The organism is uncultured Campylobacter sp. (assembly GCF_938045625.1).
Lineage (GTDB): Bacteria > Campylobacterota > Campylobacteria > Campylobacterales > Campylobacteraceae > Campylobacter_A.
This window is the reverse complement of record NZ_CALIAV010000078.1, coordinates 1-19132: the sequence shown is the minus strand read 5'-3', so window position 1 is coordinate 19132 and position 19132 is coordinate 1. Positions and strand designations below refer to the sequence as shown.

The 19132-nt window shown below is 45.3% G+C and carries 19 protein-coding genes; 14 read left to right on the top strand and 5 right to left on the bottom strand.

Annotated elements, in window-relative coordinates:
* Window positions 1–15 precede the first annotated feature (15 nt).
* From Q0386_RS07685 to Q0386_RS07665, 5 genes are read right to left on the bottom strand one after another with little or no spacing between them, the layout of a single operon-like run.
* Window positions 16–579 carry a hypothetical protein gene (locus Q0386_RS07685; protein ID WP_299029374.1) on the bottom strand — a complete coding sequence of 188 codons (564 nt, stop codon included), beginning with the start codon at window positions 577–579 and terminating at the stop codon, window positions 16–18.
* A complete protein-coding gene (locus Q0386_RS07680) occupies window positions 576–1508 on the bottom strand; it encodes an MlaD family protein (RefSeq protein ID WP_299029371.1) in 933 nt (310 codons plus the stop codon). The genes Q0386_RS07685 and Q0386_RS07680 overlap by 4 nt, the downstream gene beginning before the upstream one ends.
* The gene (locus tag Q0386_RS07675) at window positions 1498–2241 is read right to left on the bottom strand and encodes an ABC transporter ATP-binding protein (RefSeq protein ID WP_299029369.1); all 744 of its coding nucleotides are present in this window, start codon (window positions 2239–2241) and stop codon (window positions 1498–1500) included. The genes Q0386_RS07680 and Q0386_RS07675 overlap by 11 nt, the downstream gene beginning before the upstream one ends.
* Window positions 2242–3378, bottom strand: coding sequence for an ABC transporter permease (locus Q0386_RS07670; RefSeq protein ID WP_299029366.1), 1137 nt, complete (start codon window positions 3376–3378; stop codon window positions 2242–2244). It abuts the gene before it with no gap.
* A 2-nt stretch (window positions 3379–3380) separates the two neighbouring features.
* The gene (locus Q0386_RS07665; RefSeq protein WP_298947828.1) at window positions 3381–5297 is read right to left on the bottom strand and encodes a flagellar assembly protein A; all 1917 of its coding nucleotides are present in this window, start codon (window positions 5295–5297) and stop codon (window positions 3381–3383) included.
* A 110-nt stretch (window positions 5298–5407) separates the two neighbouring features.
* Between Q0386_RS07665 and murJ the strand changes: the two genes are divergently transcribed.
* From murJ to Q0386_RS07595, 14 genes are read left to right on the top strand one after another with little or no spacing between them, the layout of a single operon-like run.
* Window positions 5408–6808: a murein biosynthesis integral membrane protein MurJ gene (murJ, locus tag Q0386_RS07660; RefSeq protein WP_299029363.1), complete on the top strand. Its 1401-nt coding sequence runs from the start codon at window positions 5408–5410 to the stop codon at window positions 6806–6808.
* Window positions 6795–8183 carry a cysteine--tRNA ligase gene (gene cysS / locus Q0386_RS07655; RefSeq protein ID WP_299029360.1) on the top strand — a complete coding sequence of 463 codons (1389 nt, stop codon included), beginning with the start codon at window positions 6795–6797 and terminating at the stop codon, window positions 8181–8183. The genes murJ and cysS overlap by 14 nt, the downstream gene beginning before the upstream one ends.
* A complete protein-coding gene (locus tag Q0386_RS07650; protein WP_299029394.1) occupies window positions 8180–9904 on the top strand; it encodes an ABC transporter ATP-binding protein in 1725 nt (574 codons plus the stop codon). The genes cysS and Q0386_RS07650 overlap by 4 nt, the downstream gene beginning before the upstream one ends.
* A 41-nt stretch (window positions 9905–9945) precedes the next feature.
* The gene (locus Q0386_RS07645; RefSeq protein WP_299029357.1) at window positions 9946–11019 is read left to right on the top strand and encodes a quinone-dependent dihydroorotate dehydrogenase; all 1074 of its coding nucleotides are present in this window, start codon (window positions 9946–9948) and stop codon (window positions 11017–11019) included.
* An 8-nt stretch (window positions 11020–11027) separates the two neighbouring features.
* Window positions 11028–12281, top strand: a complete 1254-nt coding sequence (locus tag Q0386_RS07640) for a pitrilysin family protein (RefSeq protein WP_299029355.1) — start codon at window positions 11028–11030, stop codon at window positions 12279–12281.
* On the top strand, window positions 12274–13170 hold the full coding sequence (gene dapA, locus Q0386_RS07635; RefSeq protein WP_298056783.1) for a 4-hydroxy-tetrahydrodipicolinate synthase: 897 nt from the start codon (window positions 12274–12276) through the stop codon (window positions 13168–13170). The genes Q0386_RS07640 and dapA overlap by 8 nt, the downstream gene beginning before the upstream one ends.
* Complete coding sequence (locus Q0386_RS07630; protein WP_298086056.1) at window positions 13170–13955, top strand: enoyl-ACP reductase; 786 nt, start codon at window positions 13170–13172, stop codon at window positions 13953–13955. The genes dapA and Q0386_RS07630 overlap by 1 nt, the downstream gene beginning before the upstream one ends.
* The gene (locus Q0386_RS07625) at window positions 13952–14278 is read left to right on the top strand and encodes a hypothetical protein (protein WP_299029350.1); all 327 of its coding nucleotides are present in this window, start codon (window positions 13952–13954) and stop codon (window positions 14276–14278) included. The genes Q0386_RS07630 and Q0386_RS07625 overlap by 4 nt, the downstream gene beginning before the upstream one ends.
* Entirely contained in the window at window positions 14279–14833 is a 555-nt protein-coding gene (pgsA, locus tag Q0386_RS07620; RefSeq protein WP_299029347.1) for a CDP-diacylglycerol--glycerol-3-phosphate 3-phosphatidyltransferase, read from the top strand.
* 2 nt (window positions 14834–14835) lie between these two features.
* Complete coding sequence (locus tag Q0386_RS07615; protein WP_299029344.1) at window positions 14836–15852, top strand: AI-2E family transporter; 1017 nt, start codon at window positions 14836–14838, stop codon at window positions 15850–15852.
* A gap of 21 nt (window positions 15853–15873) precedes the next feature.
* Window positions 15874–16986: an RIP metalloprotease RseP gene (rseP, locus tag Q0386_RS07610; RefSeq protein WP_299029341.1), complete on the top strand. Its 1113-nt coding sequence runs from the start codon at window positions 15874–15876 to the stop codon at window positions 16984–16986.
* Window positions 16983–17618, top strand: a complete 636-nt coding sequence (locus Q0386_RS07605; RefSeq protein WP_299029338.1) for a YggS family pyridoxal phosphate-dependent enzyme — start codon at window positions 16983–16985, stop codon at window positions 17616–17618. Before rseP ends, Q0386_RS07605 begins: the two co-directional genes overlap by 4 nt.
* Window positions 17619–17629: 11 nt before the next feature.
* Window positions 17630–18145, top strand: a complete 516-nt coding sequence (locus Q0386_RS07600; protein ID WP_299029335.1) for a hypothetical protein — start codon at window positions 17630–17632, stop codon at window positions 18143–18145.
* 3 nt (window positions 18146–18148) lie between these two features.
* A complete protein-coding gene (locus Q0386_RS07595; protein WP_299029332.1) occupies window positions 18149–18922 on the top strand; it encodes a hypothetical protein in 774 nt (257 codons plus the stop codon).
* Window positions 18923–19132: the final 210 nt, after the last annotated feature.

Here is a 19132-nt window from a genome sequence, read left to right as displayed (position 1 = left end):
AATTTGCGATTATCTCTAAAATTTGATTAATTCTTGCAAAAATTTATCCGTCACCTCACTAAAGGCGGCGTTTAGCGCTCTCATCGCGATTTCGCCCTCGTCCGCGCCTGCGTCTTTTTGCGAGCTTAGCACGACGCTTTTTAGCTCTTTGCCATCTTTAAAAAAGCTAAACATCATGGAAATTTGCGCCTTTTGATCTTTGATTTGAAGCGTGAGTAAATTTGACTTTACGCTAATGTCCGCGTTTTTAAAAGATGGCTTAAACGCGCACTGATCGCTCGCGGCTATGATCAAATTTCGCCTCGTCATCTCACTTGGGAGCGCTAAAAATTTTATATTTTTTAGTGGACGGATCTCGCCGTTTGCGTCTATCTTTAGGACTTCGCGGCTCTCGTACGCGCCAAAAACCCGCACCTCCTCGATGAAAACCGTTTTTTCCGGCCTATTTTCGCACTCTTTAAATTTATCCTCCGCGCCGCCTAGCATAAAATAATTCGTCCTAGGCGCAGGCTTTGCCAAAACGCTACAACCGCTAAAAAACAGCGCCACCAGAGCTAAAACCGTGCTTAAAATTTTCATTTTTCGTCCTTTTTCTGCGTGTCTTTAAAGAAAAATTCGTACGGGTCGTCCTCGAGTCTAAAAAGGGTATTTCTAAAATCAGAAATCAACTTTTGAAAACTAAGCAGCGTCCTCTCCGTCTCGTCGCCAATCGTATTTAGCGCGCCCTTTACGTCGTATTCGCCGCTTTTTATTTTTTCTGCTATCGCGGTTTGTAGATTTTTTAGCGCCTGCGCGGCGTCCGTGGCCTTAGTCGTAAACGAATTTACGAACTCAAGCGTGCCCGAGGCGTTTTTTAGCGCTTTTTTTAGCTCGTTTAGCGTCAAATTTGCATTTGCCAAAACCTCGTTTGCGTTTGCGATAGTCGCGTTTATATCGAGATTTCCGGCGTTTATTTTTTTCATCGCTTCATCGGCAGAAACTAGGATAGACGAAAATTTAGCCGCGTTTTCGTCGCTTAAAAATTTATTGATATTTTTAAAAGTCGTTTCTAAATTTTGCGTTAAGTACTCGGCTCTATCGCCGATTTTGTCGAAAAAACCGGCCTCAAGCCCGATGTAGGCCTTTTCGTTTTTATCAAAGAGCGGGCTATCCATGCTGCCGCGCGAGATATTTAGGTAGCCGATGCCTGTGATGCCCTGTATCTCCGCAGACGCCGTGCTATCGGTTCTTATCGGTATATCTTTTCTCACGGAGAGCTCAAGCTCGATGAGGGCTTCTTTTTCGTCGGCAAAGCGAATATCCTTGACCGTGCCCGCGTCTACGCCGATAAATTTGACCGTGGAGTCCTTTTTGATGCCGCTTGGCAGGCTTGTGGTTTTGATGAAATACGACCTGTAGTCATCGGCCTTTTTCCCGTATCCGCCCAGCCACCATGCCGTGACGCCAAGAGCGCTCACTACGAGCACGAAAAAGAGGCCTATCAAAGTATAATTTATTTTATTTCCCACCGTTTTTCCTTGTTTTTAAAAGCTCTTCGAGTGGATTTTCAGGCATTTGCATCAGCTGCTCAAACGTCCCCTCGAAGGCTATCTTTTTATCTTGAAGTATCAAAAATCTATCCAAAATCGTGCAAATACTGTCTATATCGTGCGTCACCATCACGACCGTGACGCCAAGCGTATCTCGTAGCTCGACCACTAACTCGTCAAACGCCCGCGCGCTGCTTGGATCAAGGCCGGAGTTTGGCTCGTCCAAAAACAAAATTTTAGGACTCAGCACTAGAGCCCTAGCCATCGCTACGCGCTTTTTCATACCGCCACTTAGCTCGCTTGGATACTGCAAAGCGACGTTTTCACTAAGGCCTACTTTTTGTAGCCAAAACATCGCTATCTCGCGCATCGAACGCTCGCTCATGCCGCTATACTCTTTTAGTAGGATGTAGATGTTTTCTAGCACGTTCATCGAGGTGTAAAGCGCGCCAAACTGAAACATCACGCTGCAAGCTAGCTTCATCTCCTGTCTAGCCGCTTCGTCTAGTGACCACAGATCGCGCCCTAGCATCTCGACCTTGCCGGCACTTGGCTCTTTTAGATATATCATCGTTTTCATCAGCGTCGATTTGCCCGTGCCGCTACCGCCGAGCAGCCCGTAAATTTCAGCCTCATTTACGTGGAAATCTAGCCCGTCGTGGATCACTCTGTCACCAAATTTCGTCGTTAAATCAGTCGCTTTTATTATCATTTATATGCCTAGCTGCGTGAAAATAATCGAAAACAGCGCGTCGACCATGATCACGCCAAATATCGCATTTACCACGCTCACGGTCGTATATGTGCCCACGCTTTGAGTGTTTCCGCCGATCTGAAAGCCCCTCATGCAGCCGATAAACGCGATCACGACACCAAAAAACGGAGCCTTAAAAAGTCCGACGTAAAGATGCTTAATCTCCACCTCTTGACCAAATCTCGCCAGATAGCTATCAAAGCTGATGTTTAGGTAGTTTTCCATCACGACCATCTCGCCTAGTATCCCCGCCACGTCGGCTAAAAATACTATAAGCGGCATGGCTATGATGAGAGCTATCACGCGAGGCAAAACTAGAAATTTAAACGGATCAAATCCCATCGTTTTCATCGCGTCGATCTCTTCGGTGATTTTCATGACGCCGATTTGCGCGGTAAAGCTTGATGCCAGACGCCCGGCAACGATGATGGCGGCGATAAGCGGAGCTATCTCGCGCAGGGTCAAAAGCCCCATCATCTCGACGATTATTATCGTAGCGCCGAAACTCTCGAGCAAATTTGAGCCCTGATAGGCTAGCACGATACCGATGAGAAAAGAGGTTAGGCACACGATAAAAACGGACTTTATACCTGCATCCTCAAAATATGCTAAAATTTCCTTCACGCGGATATTTTTTAGCATAAATATCTTGCTAAATTTGACCAAAAACTCGCCCGTAAAATTTAAAAACGCGCAAAATCCCGCAAAAAGCGCGGTCAAATTTTTGCCGATTTGCGAGAGCGGATTTCCGTGCGGTTTGGAGTTTATGATCTGCTTTATTTTGGGATTTACTTTGCTATTTATCGAGGCGAAAATCTTTTGCGCGTGCGGGGTTAAATTTACGAGCTCGTACTCTTTGCTGGCATTTAAAAAGGTATTTTTAAAAAATAGTGCCGCTGCGTAATCAAGCTCTTTTACGCCTTTAAAATTTAAAATGATTTTGTTAAATTTCTTTGAGCCGATAAGCGCGGCCGTTTGGGTCCAAATTTGAGCCGGCAGCTTGTAGTTCCAGTCGTTTTTTAGATTTATAGTTAGCTTGCCGCTACTTTGCTCGCACTTGTAAAATTCGCTTTCAAATTTTAAAAAAAGAGGCAAATTTAGGCCTTTCTGACGTTATTGTTTTTCTTAACTACGTAGTCTATATTGCCATCCTCGGTCTCGACCTTGGCTATCGTTATGACTCGAGCGATTTCGTTTTCGCGGGTGCTGTACGTGATGTCGCGAGCAGGATCCACGAGTCTAAATTTTATCTCATTAAACTCGCGCCAGTTGCTGTGATTTATCACCTTTGAGTTAAATATTCCGTCTTGAATATTAGCTATCTCGCTTTTTAGCTCGGCTATCACGGCTTTTTTATCGCGAAATTCCTTTAAAAGCGCATTATACTCGTGCACTAGCTGCTGATATTCTTTTAGTTTTTTCATAAATGTCACCGGCGGAGTGTTGTTTGTGCTTTTTAGCTCCTCGATTTTAGCTTTTATGACGTTTATCGGACCTTTGTTTTCCTCGATGACGCATCTTTTAGACTCTAGCGTGCGCGGCATTTTTACGATCTGTTCCCTGATAGCTTTTATCTTTGCCATGCGCTCGTTAATCTGCTCGCCCGTGTTTTTTATCATGCTAAAATCGACTAAAATTTTATTATTTACGCCTTTTAACTTTTTTATTTCCAAAGTATCGGCGATTATGATATTTGAATTTGACACGAGCGTATCTATTACGACGCTTTCGGCGATTATCTCGCCGCCGATCGCTGATTTTATCACGGCTTTTTTAGCTTTTACTTTGCCGCCTTCTAGCCTATCTATTTCGACGTATCCTCCGTCAAAGCTACCGATATGCACGGCGATTTTCGCATCTTTTGCTTCGATGAGGGCTTTAGCGTGAGTTTGTCCGCCGATTACTACTTTATTTGCCTTTACTACGGCGTTTGCGGCGACGTTTCCATCGACGTTTACTTCGTTTGCTTCAACCGTCATACCAGTGCCTATGGCGTCTTTTGTTAGGTCTTTTTCTTTTACATTTAGCGTTACGTTGGTATCTAGTCCAGTATCGACCGAGCCAGTGGTTTTAAACGAAATTTCATTTACGTCAAGCTCGTCTTTGATATCAAAAACGCCTTTTTCCTCTTGGACGTAGCCAGCCTTTTTGGAGTAAAATTTTATCCCCTCCTCGCCTTCTTTCGAGTATATATTTTCGGTATGTTCGGGCATTTTCGTTATTGTTATTTTAGGCTTTTGCGTCGGCAGTAGATTTCCCCTCACGTCGCGGCCGTTTGCGCCCTCTCTTAGTTTTACGTATTCAAATATCAATTCATTTTCGGTTACGCCTAGCAAATAGCCTCTGTTTGCGTAGTCGACCTTGTCGTTTTCATCTGTGGATTTATTTTTATTTTTATAGTAAAACACCAGCGCGTCGTCTGCCGACGGATTTACGTTTACGCCTGCGGTCACGATAAAGGTGTAGTCTTTGTCGATAAATTCTTTTACTCTTAAAACCGAATAAATTTTAGCGACCTCTTCTAGCATCGTTTTGTTTCTGATGCCCACTAGAATGCCTACTTTTATCAGCTTTTTGTAGATAAAATTTATCAGCTTTTTGTCAAATTCTTTAAAATAAACCGTGTCGGCGTTTTGCGAAACCGTGGCTAAAATTTTGGTTAAATTTTTATTTGCATTTATGGCGACATTAGGCAAAGGCGTTGGTTTTACCTGCCTAGTATCGTAAAATTTAACCAGATAGTTTTGTTTTATACTTTCTACTTTTTCTACGAAAAAATTATCATCGTCAAAGATATTTAGTTTTTCCGCAGGGATTTGGCGAGGCTGGCTCTCGCCCGCCACCTTACACTCTGTTTTGATCTCTATGATATCAAAATCTATAAATTTGCTATCGACGCCGAAGTGCTTTGCTAAATTTAATATCTCGCCGTACGGATTGGCGGTCTCAGACTCTATCTCGGCTAGGAAGTTTTGTTGCGCGTTTTGGTTTTCTGGCACGTGATACTCTCGCAATTTTTTGATTTTTAGTCGATTATCTCTAAAATTTCATTAAAAACTCTTGATTTTACGTCTTTTAAAACTAAATTTGCCTATCATTGCGCTAAAAATTTACTAGGATTTTCGTGTTTATCAAAGGCTTTTTTTCAAACAGCATTGGCATCATGGTTTCGCGAGTTTTAGGGCTCGTGCGCGACCTGCTCACGGCTTCGACTTTGGGTGCGGGCATTTACAGCGATATATTTTTCATCGCGTTTAAGATACCAAATTTACTGCGCCGTATCTTTGGCGAGGGGGCCTTTGCTAACGCCTTTTTGCCAAATTTTACGAAATCAAACAAAAAATCGCTCTTTAGCGCCGAGATTTTTCTTAAATTTCTAGCCTTTATCGGCATTCTCACGCTTTTGGTAAATTTATTTGCTCCATTTTTTACCGCCGTTATCGCTACCGGTTTGGCGCCCGGCGACATAAACGAAGCCGTCCCGCTCGTAAAGATCAACTTTTACTACTTAGCGCTAATCTTTGCCGTTACTTTTTTAGCCTCGCTTTTGCAGTATCGCGGGCACTTTGCGACGACGGCATTTTCGACCGCTTTGCTAAATTTAGCCATGATCGGTTCTCTAATCTTAGCTCGCGGACAGGAGCCTAAAATCGTAGCTTATTATCTTAGCTTTGGCGTCGTAGTGGGCGGTATTTTGCAGCTCATTGCACACCTTATCGCGCTTAAATTTAACGGCATCTCAAAGCTATTTTTTGGCGGCTTAGTTAAATTTGCCCATGGCAAAAGAGCCGATACGAAGGGCTTTTTTAGCAACTTTTTCCACGGTCTAGTCGGATCATCCGCGATGCAGCTAAGCTCGTTTATGGATACGTGGCTAGCGTCGTTTTTGGCGGCGGGATCCATCAGCTATCTTTTCTACGCCAACCGCATTTTTCAGCTACCTTTAGCGATATTTGCGATCGCGCTTTCTACCGCGCTTTTTCCTAAAATCACGCGTCAGATCAAGGCCGGTAACGAATCCGAAGCTCTAAAATGGATGCGAAAAAGCTTTGAAATTTTATATTTTCTGCTTTTTGCGGCGGCTATCGGCGGCATTATTTTAGCCAAGCCTATCATTAAGCTGCTTTTTGAGCGCGGAAGCTTTACGCAGGCCGATACTGCAGCGACCGCGAGCGTTTTGGCAGCATATATGATCGGACTTTTGCCGTTTGGGCTTGCTAAACTTTTTTCGCTTTGGCTTTATGCGCATTTGCAGCAAAAACTAGCCTCCAAAATCGCCGTTATCACGCTCGTTTTTAACCTCATTTTAGCAGTCGCGCTGATGCAAATTTACGGCACATTCGGACTAGCGCTTGCTAGCTCGCTAGGCGGGTTTTTGACGCTAGCTTTAAACGTCAAATTTTTTGGGATAAGGAAATTTTTAGCTATAATTGAGCCTAAAAAAATAACGCTTTTAAGCGCAGTTTTGGTTTTAGAGGCAGTGATTTTGATATTTTTAAGGAAATTTTTAGATGCAAATTTTTGATAGCGTAAAGAGAAAAAAAGTAGAATTTGAGCCCGTAAAAAGCGACTTTGTGCGCATTTACGTTTGCGGGCCGACGGTTTATGACGATGCACACTTAGGACACGCCAAAAGCGCGATTAGCTTTGATTTGCTTAGGCGCACGCTAAGCGAGCTTGGCTACAAGGTCAAATTCGTGCGAAACTACACCGACATCGACGATAAAATTTTAAAGAAAATGGCGGAAAGCGGCGAGAGTCTAGAAGCGATCACGGATAGATACATCGCAAGCTACGAGCGCGATATGAGTGCGCTTAACGTGCTTGAGCCAGACGTCAAACCAAAGGCGACGCAGACGCTAAAAGAGATGATAGAGTACATCGAAATTTTGCTAAAAAACGGCTTTGCTTACGAGATCGCGGGCGACGGCATATACTTTGACACCGCAAAAGACGCGCAGTATCTGAGCCTTAGCGGTAAATTTGACACCGAAGCAAACGTCGCTCGCGTGGCTAGTAGCGACGAAAAAAAGGACGAAAAAGACTTCGTGCTGTGGAAATTTGACGAAAAATGGTACGAAAGTCCGTTTGGTCGCGGTCGCCCGGGCTGGCATACCGAGTGCGTCGCGATGATAAAAAAACACCTATCTAGCGGCGAAAAATTTGAGATCGATATCCACGCGGGCGGGCTTGATTTGCTATTTCCTCACCACGAAAACGAGGCTGCGCAGTGCCGCTGTGCTGAGCGCAAGAGCCTGGCTAAATATTGGCTTCACAACGGCTTTATCCAAGTAAATAACGAAAAAATGAGCAAGAGCCTAGGAAATAGCTTTTTCGTTAAAGACGCGCTGGAGCGAAATTTGGGCGAGGCGGTGAGATTTTATCTGATCTCTAGCCACTACAGAGCGAATTTTAACTTTAGCGAAGACGATCTAAACGCGGCAAAAAAGCGCCTTGATAAAATTTACCGCCTAAAAAAACGAGTTTTGGGCGCGGCGGCAAATTTGAGCGCGAATGATAAATTTAAGAGCGAATTTATGTCCGCGATGGGGGACGATCTAAACACCTCAAAAGCGCTTGCTTGCGTAGATGAGTTCGTCCGCACTGCAAACGACGAGCTGGATGCAAACCCGAAAGATAAAGCCAAAAAAGGAGAAATCGCGGCAAATTTGGAGCTAATAGCGCGGGTGCTCGGTATCTTGCAAGTAGACGTGTTTGAGTATTTTCAGTTTGGCGTGAGCGACGAAAAGCGAGCCTATATCGAGGATCTGATAAATCAAAGAAACGAAGCCAAAAAAGCCAAAAACTACGAGTTATCCGATAAAATCCGCGATATGCTAGCCGCAAACGGCATCAGCCTCATGGATACGCCAGAGGGCTGCATGTGGGAAAAAATATGAAGCAGATGAGCCTAAAAGAGGTTTTGCGGCGGTTTGCGCCATATTTTAGGGATTATATTTCGTATTTTATCATCGCGATCGCCGGCATGCTGATGGCTAGCGGTGGTACGGCTGCATCGGCGTGGGTGATCGAGCCCGTGCTAAATAAAATTTTCATCGAAAAAAACAAAGACCTGCTTTATCTTTTGCCTTATGCCATCATCGCGATTTACTTTTTAAAGGGGCTTGGCACGTTTTTACAGGCCTATTTTACGGCGTATATCGGGCAGGATATCGTGAGGAGATTTCGCGAAAAGCTGCTAAAAAACCTGCTAAATTTGGATATGAAGTTTTTTAGCGACTACCGCACGGGCGAGCTAATCAGCCGAAATATCAACGACATCGACCGCATCAGAAGCATCGTTAGCTCCATGATCCCAGAGCTCATCCGCGAGGCTATCACGATCGTCGGGCTACTTTGCGTCGTGCTCTATCAGAGCCTTCAGCTTGCGTTTTTTGCGCTAGTTATCATGCCAGCAGCCGTCTATCCGCTCTCAAAACTCGCAAAAAAGATGAAAAAAATCTCCCGCGCCTCGCAGGAAAAAACCTCCGATATAAGCTCTAAGCTGAGCGAAATTTTTACCAATATCGAAATCATCAAAGCAAACAACGCACAGGAGTTTGAGCACGCTAAATTTACCGACGAAAACGCTAAATTTTTTAAACTAAATTTAAAAAGCGTAAAAGTAAACGAGATGGTGAGTCCGATGATGGAAATTTTTGGCTCCGTCGGCGTTGCAGCAGTCGTCATCATCGGCGGCAAAGAGGTCATAGACGGAAATTTGACGATGGGAAGCTTCTTTTCGTTTCTAACCGCGCTTTTCATGCTTTATACGCCTATTAAACGCATTTCAGGCCTTTACAACAAGATGCAAGACGCCGTGGTGGCGGCCGAGAGAACCTTTGAACTACTTGATAAAGAGCCTCAAATTTTAAGCGGCGACAAACCGGTGCCGTCTGAAATAAATTTGATAAATTTTAAAGACGTCAAGCTAAATTACGACGACAAAGAGGTGCTAAAAGGCGTAAATCTAAGCGCGAGTAAGTCCCAAACCGTAGCGCTCGTGGGCAGTAGCGGCGGCGGAAAAAGCTCGATCGTAAACCTGCTCATGAGATTTTACGACGCAAACGGCGGAGCGATCGAGATAAACGGCGAAAATATCAAAAATTTCGATCTGGGTTCGCTTAGGCAAAATATCGGCCTAGTTACCCAGCGCGTCTATATCTTTAACGACACGGTCGCAAACAACGTCGCCTACGGCCGCGAATACGACGAAGCCAAAGTCGAGCTCGCGCTAAAGACGGCAAATGCTTATGATTTCGTGTCAAATTTACCCGAGGGCGCGCAGACTATTTTAAATGAATTCGGCACCAATCTCTCGGGCGGCCAGCGCCAACGCATCGCCATCGCCCGCGCTCTCTACGACGATCCGCAGATTTTGATATTTGACGAGGCTACGAGCGCCCTGGATAACGAAAGCGAGCAGCAGATAACCAAAGCCATCGCAAATTTACAAAAAGAAAAGATAATATTTATCATCGCGCACCGCCTAAGTACGGTGCAAAATGCCGATAAAATCGCCGTTATCAGCGGCGGAAAAGTGGTCGGATTTGATACCGACGAGGCGCTTAGCAAGAGCTGCGAAATTTACGCGAAACTAAAAGGCGAAGCCCTTGTTTAAGCCTAAATTTGATAAAATCGCTCAAAATTTAAGGATAAAATTTGAATTACGAAACGCTAAAATCCATATTTTTTAAATTTGACCCCGAAACCGCTCACAAAATCGTCGAAAAAACGCTAAGTATCTCAGACTGCGTATTTCCGGGCCTTTATAGCATCGTCGCCAAAAACTGCGTCGTCACGGACACGGCTCTTTCGCAAAATTTGCTAGGAACTAGCTTTTTAAACCCCGTAGGAATCGCCGGCGGCTTTGATAAAAACGCCACCATGCTGCGTCCGCTGGCCGCGCTCGGGTTTGGGCACGTGGAGTTTGGTACCGTGACGCCAAAACCGCAAGAGGGCAACGCAAAACCGCGCCTTTTTCGCTTAATCGAAGAAGAGAGCATACAAAACGCGATGGGCTTTAACAACGAAGGTGCAGACGCCCTGAGCGCGCGCGTCGGCAAGCTTTATCCATTTGCGATACCGCTTTTTGCCAACATCGGCAAAAACAAAATCACGCCAAACGAAGAGGCGATCAAGGACTATGAAATTTTAGTCGCCAAATTTAACGAAATTTGCGACTGCTTCGTCATCAACGTCTCATCGCCAAATACTCCAAATTTACGCGAACTACAAGAAGAAAGCTTTATAAAAGACCTCTTTGCGCGCCTTACGCCGATCGCAAAAAAGCCGATAATCTTTAAAATCGCGCCCGATATGGACGACGACAAAGCCGTGCAGATCTGCAAAACTGCCGTAGAAAGCGGCGCAAAGGGCGTCATCGTAAATAATACGAGTATTGATTATTCGCTATCAAAGTCGCCAAATTTGCAAAATTTCGGCGGGCTAAGCGGCAAGGTCATCGCCAAACGCTCTCGCGAGCTTTTTAGCGCGGTTGCTAGCGAGCTTTACGGCAAGACGGTTTTGATCGCAAGCGGCGGCATAGACAGCGCCGAGGAGGCATACGCTCGCATAAAATCGGGTGCAAATTTGGTTCAAATTTACACATCCTTCATCTTTAAAGGCCCAAACATCGCAAAACAGATAAACGAAGGTATTTTAAAGCTTTTAAAAGAGGATAGTTTCGCCTCGATTAGCGAAGCGGTGGGCTGCGATATAAAAAACAAAATTTAAGGAAATTTATGCTTATAAAATACTCTAAAACAAAGCTCAAAAACGGCTTTGAAATCTATCATATCCCCGCCAGCAAGGGCTCTAGCGTCATCAGCGTAGACGTGTTTTACCGCGTGGGCTCGCGAAACGAAACAATGGGCAAAAGCGGCATCGCACACATGCTAGAGCACTTAAATTTTAAATCCACCAAAAATATGAAAGCGGGCGAATTTGACGAGATAGTAAAGGGATTTGGCGGTGTAAATAACGCTAGCACGGGCTTTGATTATACGCATTATTTCGTCAAATGCTCAAAAGGCAACCTAGACGAGGCGCTTAGGCTCTATGCTGATATAATGGAAAATTTGAGTCTAAAAGATAAAGAATTCCAGCCCGAGCGCGACGTCGTGACCGAGGAGCGCAGATGGCGCACGGACAACTCTCCGATCGGCTTTTTGTACTTTACGCTATTTAACGTCGCTTTTAGCTATCACCCGTATCACTGGACACCGATCGGTTTTATCGGCGACATCAGAAACTGGACGATAGATGATATAAAAGAATTTCACGAGACGTACTATCAGCCGCAAAATGCGATGCTTCTAATCAGCGGCGACATCGATAAAAAAAGCGCGTTTGAGCTAGGTAAAAAGCACTTTGAACACATAAAAAACAAAAAACCGCTACCAAAACTCCACTGCATCGAGCCTGAGCAAAACGGTGCAAAAAGAGCTGAAATTTACAAGGATAGCGAAGTAGAGATGCTAGCGCTTGCCTTTAAAATCCCGCCGTTTAATCACGAGGATCAGCCCCGTCTGGGCGCGCTAGCCGAGTATCTAGGCAGCGGACAGAGCTCGGTTTTACAGCGCGTTTTGATAGATGAAAAATGCCTCGTAAACAGCGTAGACGTCTATAATATGAGCAATATCGACGAGAGCTTGCTCATCGTACTAGCCGTTTGTAATCCTGGCGTCAAGGCCGAGGCTGTAGAGGAAGGGATCTGGCGTGTGCTAGAAAACGCAAAAACGCAAAAAATAGACGAAGACGAAATAACTAAGATAAAAAATAGCTTAAAAAACGATCTAATTTACTCGCTAGATAGCGCGTCGAAGGTTGCGAATTTATACGGCAGTTATCTAGTTAGAGGCGATATAAAGCCGCTTTTTGAGCTACCGGAAAAAACAGCCGCGCTAAAACCGGCTGATCTAAACGAAATCTGCAAAAAATACGCAAGAAAAGAAAAATCCACGACAATCATCCTAAGAAAGGAAAAAAGTGAATAAAAAAGCAATAACGGGCGCTATGACGGCGCTGATTACGCCATTTAAAGACGGTAAACTAGACGAAATCGGTTATGAAAAATTAATCAAAAGACAAATAGCAAACGGCATCGACGCAGTCGTACCAGTCGGCACCACAGGCGAGAGCGCGACGCTAACGCACGACGAGCATAGAATCTGCATCGAAATCGCCGTAAATACCTGCAAAAACACGGGCGTAAAAGTACTTGCCGGTGCGGGCAGTAACGCCACGCACGAGGCGGTAGGTTTAGCAAAATTTGCTCAAGATCACGGCGCAGACGGTATCCTCTCGGTTGCGCCCTACTACAACAAACCGACGCAAGAAGGCCTCTATCGCCACTACAAAGCAATCGCCTCAAGCGTAGAAATCCCGGTGCTACTCTACAACGTCCCCGGCCGCGTAGGCGTAGATATCCAGCCGTGCACAGTTTTTAGGCTATTTAAAGAGTGCGAGAATGTCTACGGCGTAAAAGAAGCCACAGGCAGCATCGAGCGCTGCGTTGATCTACTCGCGCACGAGCCAGGCCTATCCGTCATCAGCGGCGAGGACGCGATAAACTACCCTATCCTCTCAAACGGCGGCAAGGGCGTGATCTCGGTTACGGCAAATTTGCTCCCAGACGAGATCTCAAATTTGACTCACTTTGCACTAAAAGGCGAGTTTGCGCGCGCAAAAGCCATAAACGACGATCTGTATGCGGTTAATAAAATAATGTTTTGCGAGAGCAACCCGATCCCGGTCAAGGCAGCTATGTATATCGCTGGCCTCATATCAAGCCTCGAGTACCGCTTGCCGCTTTGCGAGCCGAGCGCCGAAAACCTCAAAAAAATCGAACAGACTATAAAACAATATAACATAAAAGGATTTTAATGAACTGCGAAAACGAATTTAAAGGCAAAACTCTAGTAATCAGCGGCGGAACGCGCGGTATCGGACGCGCTATCGTGGAGGAATTCGCCGCAAAGGGCGTAAATATCGCCTTTACATATAACTCAAACGAAGAGCTAGCCAAGACCCAAGCCGCCGAGCTCGAGGCGACGTACGGCATAAAAGCCAGAGCCTATGCGCTAAATATACTCGAGCCCGAGACCTATAAAGATCTATTTTTAGAGATCGACGCAGACTTCGACCGCATCGATTTTTTCATCTCAAACGCTATCATCTCGGGTCGTCCGGTCGCAGGCGGATATACGAAATTTATGAAACTTCGCCCTCGCGGTATCAATAACATTTTCACAGCAACCGTAAACGCATTCGTAGTCGGCGCGCAAGAAGCAGCAAAACGCATGGAAAAAACGGGCGGCGGCAGTATCATCTCGCTTTCATCGACGGGTAACCTCGTCTATATCGAAAACTACGCAGGCCACGGTACTGCAAAAGCTGCGGTAGAAGCTATGGCGCGCTATGCGGCGACTGAGCTTGGCGAAAAAAATATCCGCGTAAACGTCGTTAGCGGCGGCCCGATCGAGACGGACGCGTTGCGAGCCTTTACTAATTATGAGGAAGTTCGCGACAAAACGGCCGAGCTAAGCCCGCTAAATCGCATGGGTCAGCCCACGGATATCGCTGGCGCATGTTTGTTTCTGTGCAGCTCAAAAGCTAGCTGGGTAACGGGCCACACCTTCATCATCGACGGCGGTACAACATTTAAATGAAAAAAGCAAATTTAGCCTGCGCTCATTTGTCGGTTGCTCGTGTTCTGGGCAAATTTGGCGTTATAAATTTAACGCGCTTACAGGCTAAATTTGATGAAAATTTAAAATTTGAAAGCAAATTTTGCGGCACGGACGGTTTTCTTAAATTTAATCCAAATTTGTCAAATTTGCTCAAATTTGACGAAGATCCGAGCAAATTTAGTAAAAGAGCAAATATGCAACAGGAGAAACCAAGCCAAAACAAGGCCAGCTATTTTTCCGCCGACTCCCGCGCCACGCCGTCAAATTTTAAACTTCAAAATCCAAAAGAAAGAAAAAAATAAATGAGCCTAAATTTACCAAACGCCCTAGCCTTCCTGCGCGTATTTCTTGCGCCTCTGATGTTTTGGCTGCTACTTAGCGTAAATTCCTTCTCAGGCGTGCACGTTAGCTGGATGAACTACTTTGCCGCGCTTGTGTTTGTGATCGCCAGCGTCACGGACTTTTTCGACGGATTTATCGCGCGCGCATGGGATCAAAAGACTAAGCTTGGAGCCGTGATCGACCCGCTTGCGGATAAAATGCTAACTCTGGGCGCATTTTTAGGACTCATGATGATAGACCGCGCAAGCCCGTGGGCCGTGTATCTCATCCTCGTTCGCGAGTTTTTTATCACGGGTTTTCGCGTCGTGATGGCGGGCGAAGGCGTAGAGGTCGCCGCATCGATGGCGGGCAAAGTCAAAACCGTCTGCCAGATGGTTGCGATCGGCTTTTTAACTATGCAGTGGCCTTTTGGCGAGTTTTTGCTCTGGCTTAGCGTCGCGCTGACGCTATATTCGGGCTTTGAGTACGTAAACGCTTATGTAAAGCACGTTAAAAATCAAGCCAAAAAGGCGTAAATTTGAGAACAGGAAACGCCATAATCTATCTAGCTAGCTTCGTCGTTGTAGCAGCCGGACTAAAGGCCGCTAGCGTCGTAGTTCTGCCCTTTTTGATGGCGGTTTTTATCGCTATCGTAGCGACGCCTGCGATAAATGCGCTAGAAAAGCTCAAATTTCCGCGCGTTTTAGCCTTTGCGCTAGTTACCGCAGTCGTGTTTTTATCGCTTGGTTTTATCGCAAACACCGTTCTAAAGACGATCAACGGGCTAGTTAGCTACATGCCAGAGCTTCAGAGCAAATTTAAAGCCCTCGCCGACCACTATCACCATATCTTAGCTAGCCGCGGACTCATCGACCCAAACAGCGTCGCCGCGCCCGCAGACTTTGATATCAATAAACTTTTTGCCGTGCTGGGCGGATTTTTAAGAAGCGGCACGGAGCTTGCCTCAAAGAGCTTTTTTGTCTTTTTGCTCGTTACTTTTATGCTTTTTGAGGTACAGGTATTTTCTCAAAAAGTCGAGTATTTTGCGAGTAAAAATCCGCAAACAAATCAGATCGTAGATACGTTTATATCAAATCTCAAACGCTATCTCGCGATCAAGTCCGCAGCATCGTTTTCAACGGGCGTTTTTATATTTATTGGGTTAAATTTCATCGGCGTGCCTTACGCGCCGCTTTGGGGGATTTTGGCTTTCGTGCTAAATTTTGTCCCGACGATCGGCTCTATCATCGCGGCCGTTCCAGCGCTTTTGGTGGCGCTTTTGTTAAACGACGCGGCGGCTTGTGCTTGGACTGCGGCGCTGTATGCGGCCGTAAATGTCGTCATCGGCAACTTTATCAAGCCTAAATTTCTTGGCAAAGGCCTTGGGATCAGCACGCTTGTCGTGCTTTTGAGCCTACTTTTTTGGGGATTTTTGTTCGGCATCGGCGGTATGTTTTTAGCCGTACCGCTTACGATGAGCCTAAAGATCGCGCTTGACGCGAACCCGAGCACGAAATTTATCGCCGTTTTACTCAGCGATAAACTCGAGCGGTAAAATCAAATTTAAAGGTAAATTTTGAAAAGCATTATCTTTGTGGCGGCATTGCTAGCCGTCGGCATTTATGCGTATTCGTGGCACTTTTTGATCACGGTTTTGGTGATTTCGTTTCTTATATTTTTTCACGAGCTAGGCCACTTTCTCGCCGCTCGCATGCTAAAAGTGGGCGTTTTGAAATTTAGCGTGGGCTTTGGGCAAAGCATCTACTCAAAAACCATCGGCGGCACCGAGTACGCCATCAGCGCGATACCGCTTGGCGGCTACGTTAGCCTAAAAGGGCAAGAGGACGCAAAACCGGGGCTAAAAAACGAGGACGCCGACAGCTACACTAGACTTAGCCCGCTAGGACGCATTTTTATCCTTTTTGCCGGACCGTTTTTTAACTTTGCCTTGGCGTTTTTTATCTTTATCGCGCTCGGACATATCGGAGTTGAGAGGCTAGCTCCAACCGTGGGCAAGGTGCTGGAAAACTCGGCTGCGGCGAGCGCAGGACTGCAAAAAGGCGATAAAATTTTAAACATAAACGGCATCAAAATCAGCGAATGGGACGAGGTAAGCAAAAACGTAAATTTAACCTCCACCGCGATCACGCTCGAGCGCGCCGGCGAAATAAAAACTATAAATTTGACGCCTAAAATCGGGCAAAGCATGACGATATTTGGCGAAAAGATAGAAAAACCGCTCATCGGCATTTCGCCATCAGGCGAGGCTGTCACGATACGAAATACCGGCTTTAGCTCGCTCAAATTTGCGCTCGTTGAGACTATAAACGCTTCAAAGCTCATATTTACGGGGCTTGAAAAGCTCATCGTAGGCGTCGTGCCGCTAAAAGAGATGGGCGGCATCATCCAGATCACCGACATCACCTCAAAGGCCGCAGGCATCGGCGTCTCGACCCTACTCATCATCGCAGCGCTCATATCCGTAAATTTAGGCGTGCTAAACCTGCTGCCTATCCCGGCGCTTGACGGCGGACATATATTTTTCAACCTTTACGAGCTCATTTTCCGCCGCGAGATGAACGAAAAAGTCTATATCGGCCTCACCTACTGCGGCTGGGCGTTTTTGCTCTGCCTGATGGCGTTTGCGACCTTTAACGACGTGATGCGCCTAAGCGGAGCGGGACAATGAAGCTCGCGCAAATTTTAGAGCGCATCGAAAACGCGCGCACGGGCGAGGCCGTGAAGCTAATCGCCGTGAGTAAAAACGTAACGACTAAAGAGGTTTTGGAGCTTTTTAGGCAAGGGCAAACGAGCTTTGGCGAAAACCGCGTGCAAGAGCTCAAAAACAAGAGCGAAATTTTGTCAAATTTGCCGATCGAGTGGCACTTCATCGGGAGACTTCAAAGCAACAAAATAAACCACCTGCTAGCGCTCAAACCCACGCTTTGGCAAAGCTGCGAGAGCGTAGAAGCCGCGCTTGCTGTGGATAAGAGGCTTGATCGCGAGCTACCTTGTCTGCTGCAGATAAACTCGGCCTACGAAGACACGAAACAAGGCATCTCGCCAGAAGCTGCGCAGGATGCGTTTTTGCAAATCGCGCAGGAGTGTAAATTTCTAAAACCCGTCGGCGTGATGAGTATCGGCGCGCACGCTGATGACGAGCGAGCTATACAAAAGAGCTTTGAGACTACGCGTAAAATTTACGAAAATCTGCAATCAAAGGGTGCGCAAATTTGCTCGATGGGTATGAGTGGCGACTTTGAGCTGGCGATAAAATGCGGCTCGAATATGATTCGTTTGGGGTCGATTTTGTATAGTTAAAAGGCTAAAATATGGAAAAACGAAGAGATGAACTTGAGCTGCTATTTTTAAAAAATAAGCAGAGTAACAAAAACACTAATCCCCTTCCGATAATAGTTGATATAATCGGACTTATTGCCGGCTTTTTAACTCTATCTTTTGTTGCTCCTTATGATGATAGGGATGCGGTTGGATTTAAAATTTTAATACTTACCGATATCATTATATGTCTCATCTACGGCTTGATACCAAGACTACGAAACTGTAAATATTTTGTGCTTTTGGGTATTTTATTATTTATAAATTTTTTACTTTTATGCAATGTTGAAGGCTGGAATGAGGGGAGCGGGAGCGGAACATACTATTACGTATACTTTTTCAAACCGGCTAGCGATATGCTGTGGGGCTTGTTGTTAATATCCGCATTTTTATTTTTGATACCGATAACCCTGTATATTTCGTTTCTACACTTTTTGTCTAGGGCGACTTACTACCTATCAAATTACGACAAATTTAAAACAAAAAATCAAGAAAAAACAAAGGACTAATAAATGGGCTACGACGTGAGCTATCATCCAATCAACGAAAACGAGATAGAGCAGTGGTATTTTGACGCGTTAAAAAGCGCGCTAGAGGGCGACTGGTCGGTCGCGGACAGGCTTGCAAAAGAGTACGGTATGGAGGATTTTTACGCGCAAAAATACATTGATACTCTTAAAATCGCGCTTGAAACCAAAGATGGCGAGAGTTTTTCGGTCAGCCATGGCTACATACTTGCTACCGTGCAGGGATTTTTTAGAAAATACTTCTATACGCGCGGCACGGCGTTTGGCTTTTTGGCGGACGAACACGGCGAATTTAAGCAGTATCTAAGCGATATAAGCGGCGTCATACCGCCTGAAATAAAAGCAAAATTTACAGGCGAATTTGACGGAAACTACTCGTCTGGCGCATTTATAAACGCGGCAAATTTGGCCAAATTTTGGCAGGACTACAACGCCGATGAAAATATCAAGCAAAAAACGGATGATTTTTACGCGCAAAATTTGCCTGCGTTTTTGAGTGCAGTTAAATTTAGTGTAGAAAACAGCTACGGGCTGCTTGAGGCTACCGACGTGATTATACCCAACCCGATTGATTTAAATGATTCCGAGTGCTACTCAAATCTTTTTAACTGCGACCCCGAAGGCGCGTTTATCTACGCCGATACGGCAGCGCAGCAATTAAGCGAAGCGATGAAGCTGGATAAAAAGAAAAACAAAAGCGATAAAAACGAGGGCTCAGGCGGCTTTTTCGGCGCTATAAAGAAACTTTTTGGGAAGTGAAGCCGCGAGCTTTACTTCCGCGTCCTTTTTCAAAACTCCGCTTTAACACAAATTTCATCTATCTATTTTGATAATTCAAAAATTCAAAATTTATTACTTAATACGCATAAAAATACAAAAGCTTCACGCCTAAAGTTCCATATTTTGTAGCTGATATTTCATAAAATATTAAGTTTTATTTTTATACTTATGCTATATAATAATAAAATT